2 protein-coding genes and 2 tRNA genes are annotated in these 2,791 nt (G+C 36.3%); 1 reads left to right on the top strand and 3 read right to left on the bottom strand.

The window, feature by feature from the left end; translation table 11 throughout:
- The first annotated feature begins 80 nt into the window (after window positions 1-80).
- Window positions 81-1,913 carry a phosphoethanolamine transferase gene (locus tag HMPREF1865_RS06165; protein ID WP_004693202.1) on the top strand — a complete coding sequence of 611 codons (1,833 nt, stop codon included), beginning with the start codon at window positions 81-83 and terminating at the stop codon, window positions 1,911-1,913.
- A 94-nt stretch (window positions 1,914-2,007) separates the two neighbouring features.
- On the opposite strand, the gene HMPREF1865_RS06170 is transcribed toward HMPREF1865_RS06165, so the two are convergent.
- From HMPREF1865_RS06170 to HMPREF1865_RS06180, 3 genes are all read right to left on the bottom strand, one after another.
- A complete protein-coding gene (locus HMPREF1865_RS06170) occupies window positions 2,008-2,463 on the bottom strand; it encodes a 2-thiouracil desulfurase family protein (RefSeq protein WP_004693200.1) in 456 nt (151 codons plus the stop codon).
- A gap of 107 nt (window positions 2,464-2,570) precedes the next feature.
- Window positions 2,571-2,659, bottom strand: a tRNA-Leu gene (locus HMPREF1865_RS06175).
- Window positions 2,660-2,673: 14 nt separating this feature from the next.
- Window positions 2,674-2,748 (bottom strand) — tRNA-Cys (locus HMPREF1865_RS06180).
- Window positions 2,749-2,791: the final 43 nt, after the last annotated feature.

Genomic DNA, 2,791 nt, shown 5'->3' on the forward strand with positions numbered 1-2,791 from the left:
ATTTTGTCGCATTACTTATTGCAATTCAAGATATTAAAAAAAGATACGTTATTGTGTATTCCTTTTAGAGAGGATTTATTATGTCATCGAGTGTGAGGCAAATTGGGCGAAATCCAATTTTTCGCTTTGGTATTATAGGTATTGTTTTATATATCATCTTATTTTTAATTTATGAGCCCATAACCTTAGGGCTTGATGTAGAGGATATTACGATTTTAGCTGTACCAACAATTGTAGGTACCTTTTTATTTCAATATTTTATGGGGTGTACCGTTTTCCACAGGCCTTTTTTAGGGTATGGCCTAGTCGGAATCTTATGGGCACTTACCTTTCCTCTTTTATTCCATTGGTCCTATGTGAAGCCATTATACTTCTATGAATTTGCTAATGATTTTTTATTTGGCTTATTAATTTTCATGGGATTATCAGGCATTCAGTTTTTACTGAACCAAACAAATCGCTTCCATAAAACAACATCCTTAATCATGGCTATCATTTCCATGATCTTGAGCTTAATACCATTCTTACAAATTGGCTATTACATGACTACTTGGCATTGCTTAACGCCAGCCAGTCTGCTAGCCGTATATATGACCAATCCAGAAGAAGCATTTGGTTTTTTAAAGAATGCAGCTGGAATACCTGGTCTTATAGCAATAAGTATTGGTCTTATCTTATGGACTTATTTATTGTACTGGTCTAACTTAGGGATGAAAGCAGTAGTAAACTTAAATACTACACGCCCTATGCGCTCAGCTATGCTTATCGCATCCCTTGTAGCTTTTTTAGTATATGTACCATTCTTCTTGTTCCCACAAACCTGTATTGTGGCGAACTGGATTGCTGCAGGCGATTATGTAAAACAAATGCAACAATATAATGATAATCACCACTTAGTATTTGATTCCTTTAATTTAGACACAAAGGAAACAGCGGTGAACAAAACACCTGGTACTATTATTCTAGTCATTGGAGAATCTAGTTCTCGAGATTATATGAAAGTATATAATCCAAACTTCCCATATGACGATACTCCATGGCAAGGCAATATGCGTTCGGACAATAAAGACTTTGTCTTCTTTGATAATGCCTATTCATCCTACGTACAAACAGTACCAACCTTGGAGCGTGCACTATCTGAACGAAATCAATATGATGATAAACCATTTCTTGATTCAGCCAATATCTTAGATATTGCTAAAAAAGCGGGATACACGACTTCTTGGTTTAGCAATCAAGGTGTATTCGGTGAATATGATACAGCTATTTCATTAATGGCTAAGACTGCAGACACAACAAAATGGGCCCATGAATCTTATGCATTCTCAGATCGATATGATGAAGCTCTATTGCCATTATTAGAAACTGTAGATCCTACCAAAAACAACTTTATCGTTATACATATTATGGGTAGTCATATTTATTACAATGACCGTTACCCTCATGAATTTAGCAAGTGGAAACAAGGTCCGTATCCTGATGGTCAAGAAGCATATGCTAACAGCCAATTATACACAGACTGGTTATTACAACAAATTTACAATTATGGCAAAGACAAATTAAACTTACAAGCCATGGTGTATTTCTCCGATCACGGTGAAAGTTTAGACAAATCGCATAACCCTGATACATTTGATTTTGTTATGACACATATTCCATTCTGGGTATACCTATCTCCACAATATCGCTCAACCTATCCACAGACTGCTGAGGTACTTGCAAAACACGAGCATCAATTCTTTACTAATGATTTGCTATACGATACATTAGTTGGTCTCATGCATGCTCCAAGTCAACGATATGATGCAACACGAGATTTTAGTAATGCTCAATATCGATTTAATCTACATAACTTAACTACATTACTTGGTGAACAACCATTAGCAAATGATCCTGTTAATGCAAACAAGTAGTCTTTAATTAATATTGTAGCCATTATTTTTCTATTATATTGAGTTATTTTACCAGTAAAATAACTTGATATAATCAAAAAGAGATGAGTTAAACTCATCTCTTTTTTTCTGCAAGTAAAAGCTCTATATCATTTTCAGTATAAATTGTTATATTCTTTTCAAGTAGAGCCTCTACAGTACATCCATGGCCATTTTTCATTGTTCTAGTAAAAGTTCCATCATAAATGCGCTTATATCCACAGCTAGGACTTTTCGCCTTCATCAAAGCTTGCTTGCAACCATATTTTAGTGCAATATCAACTGTTAATTGAGCACCTCTTACAAACTCATCGGTAACATCAGCTCCATTAACAGTACATATACGTTCACCCTGCCGCTCCGCAGGATCACGAGGCGTACTAAGTCCCCCTAACACTTCCGGACATACAGGTACTAATTCATAATATTCCTTTAGAGCCTCTATCGTTTCTATATAATTATCTTTGCCATCATATCGACAAGGTACACCAAATAGGCATTCACTAATTAATAACTTAGGTTTCTTATTCATAGATTTATCTATCTCTTATATATTTATACGTAACTTATAGTAATAATTTTCACAAATCGTTTTAATTGTATATAAGAAAAAAAGACTAACCCAAAGTTAGTCTTAATTGGTGCCGAGGACCGGAATCGAACCGGTACGGTTGTTTCCAACCGACGGATTTTAAGTCCGTTGCGTCTGCCTGTTCCGCCACCCCGGCATGGGTAACGATTGTGGAGGCGGCACCCAGAATCGAACTGGGGAATAAAGGTTTTGCAGACCTCTGCCTTACCGCTTGGCTATGCCGCCATATAAAATTGGAGCGGGAAACGAGATTCGAACTCGCGACCCC

The organism is Veillonella parvula, assembly GCF_001553335.1.
Lineage (GTDB): Bacteria > Bacillota > Negativicutes > Veillonellales > Veillonellaceae > Veillonella > Veillonella parvula_S.